We start from the raw sequence: 1,884 nt of genomic DNA, 5'->3' as shown, positions 1-1,884 counted from the left end.
ACCCTGAAAATCGGATAAAGCGAACACTTTAATCCCTCAACACAGCTCCATGAGCACGGTTTAGTTGAAAATCCGTGTTTTTTTCTTGCCCTTTAACATGTACGTATTATATTTATACGCACATGTTAAAGGGGGGATTACGCATGGCTAAGCCAGTAACAGGAAAAACTCATGTCGGCGAGCGTCGGGAAAAGCGTCCAAATGGCGATATTTACGTCTATGAACGGATTACGGCCTACAACGAAAAGACCCGAAAAACCTATACGGTCAGTCAGAAGCTCAAAGGGAAAATTAAGGCGGGCACGCAAGAATTTGTGCCAACTCGTCCAAAAAAAAGCAAGGGCGAAGAAGGCGTTGTCGATGCAACACGTCAGCATACCGGCCTCACGGACATCCTGGAATGGGTTGGCGAGGTTTCCGGCATTGATGATGATGTACGTGCTTCATTCAGCGAGGGTGATGCGGCGAAGATTCTCTCTATCGCACGCTACTGGATCGGTTCTGGTGGCAACACCCTGCCGCGCCTTGAGAGCTGGCAGGTGATGCACCCTCTTCCATATCGTGAAGCGATCACTGAAGATGTGTATGGTAACCTGTTCAAGAATGTTGGTCGCAATGAAGAAGGCATCCAGTGCTATTTTTCAGCTCGGGCGGTACGCCTGGGAGAGTCTCCCGTGCTGGCATTTGACTCAACCACCATCTCGACCTACTCCGAAAATCAGTCGGAAGCACGGCGGGGGTTCAACAAGGATGGCGACGGACTCAACACGATCAAGCTTTTGACTTTATATTCCGTGAAAGCTCGCGAACCGATGGCCTTCGCGAAACAACCCGGTAATATTCCGGATGTCATATCCATTGAAAACACTCTGAAACAAATCAAGTGTCTCAATCTGGAAAAGCCTCTGATTGTCACTGATAACGGCTACTACAGCCAAAAGAACATGATGGAATTCGCCTTGAGCAATGTTAAGTTTCTGACCCTGGTTGATCCGAATATTGTCTGGGTCCGCGAGACAGTTGATGCGCTCCGTGCAACACTGGCGGGCATGTCCAGCACGTGTCCGTTCGATCCGTCCATCTGTGGAGCAACTTCGCATAGAATGCACCAGTTCAGCCGGGTACGCCAGCGATCACGCAACGACAAGGTCGCCGGTGAAAAAGAAACGTTCTCGCGCCGTTTGTATGTGCATGTTTACTATTCTCCCGACAACGAAGCCAAGAAAGAACTCGCCTTCCGTAAGGACTTGCTTGAACTGAAGGCGCAAATAGAAGGAGGAGAAACCGAGTTCACGGGTTCAGCGCAAAAGAAAATAGACAAGTACCTGAGTTGTTCCAGGAAGGGGCGTGGGGGACAGCTGAAGGTAGGATTCAACGATAAAGCAATTACCGAAGCAAAGAAGTACTTCGGCTATTTCGCCCTCGTCAGCAATCAGACCATGGACACATTTACCGCACTTGAAAACTATCGGCTGCGAGAAAAAATTGAAGAACTCTTTGCCGTACAAAAGGGGAGGCTCGACGGTGCGCGACCGCGCACATGGTACCCAGACAATTTGCGTGGAAGGCAATTCACACAATTTGTCTCACTGGGCTATCATTGTTTCCTGACGAAAAAGATAAAGCAAGTGCAAGACAATCTCGGGAAGCAAGAACCCGGAAAACCCAAATCACTTGTCAAGCTTGAAAAGAAACTGGAAGACTGGCTTGCGCAGCGCTCTCTCACCCAGGTCCTGGATTGGTTTGACTGCATTGAAACCACCAAGGTACAAACTGCCATGGGCAGCTATCGATGGTCCACCGAATCAGTGGCCAGAGACAAACTGTTCTTGAAGCACTTGGGAGTAGATGCCAAATAGTGTACGCTTTAGCCAACTTTCAGGT

General features: G+C 49.2%; 1 protein-coding gene. It reads left to right on the top strand.

From position 1 onward, the window contains the following. Nucleotides 1-143: 143 nt before the first annotated feature. A complete protein-coding gene (locus JWG43_RS17410; protein WP_205244218.1) occupies nucleotides 144-1,859 on the top strand; it encodes an IS1634 family transposase in 1,716 nt (571 codons plus the stop codon). Nucleotides 1,860-1,884 lie beyond the last annotated feature (25 nt).

This window comes from Desulfobulbus alkaliphilus (assembly GCF_016918545.1).
Classification (GTDB): domain Bacteria; phylum Desulfobacterota; class Desulfobulbia; order Desulfobulbales; family Desulfobulbaceae; genus Desulfobulbus; species Desulfobulbus alkaliphilus.
This window is presented reverse-complemented; position numbering and strand designations above follow the sequence as displayed.

Excerpts from the sequence above, each read along its gene's own strand:
- JWG43_RS17410 (WP_205244218.1), top strand. The coding sequence starts at position 144 with ATGGCTAAGCCAGTAACAGGAAAAACTCATGTCGGCGAGCGTCGGGAA.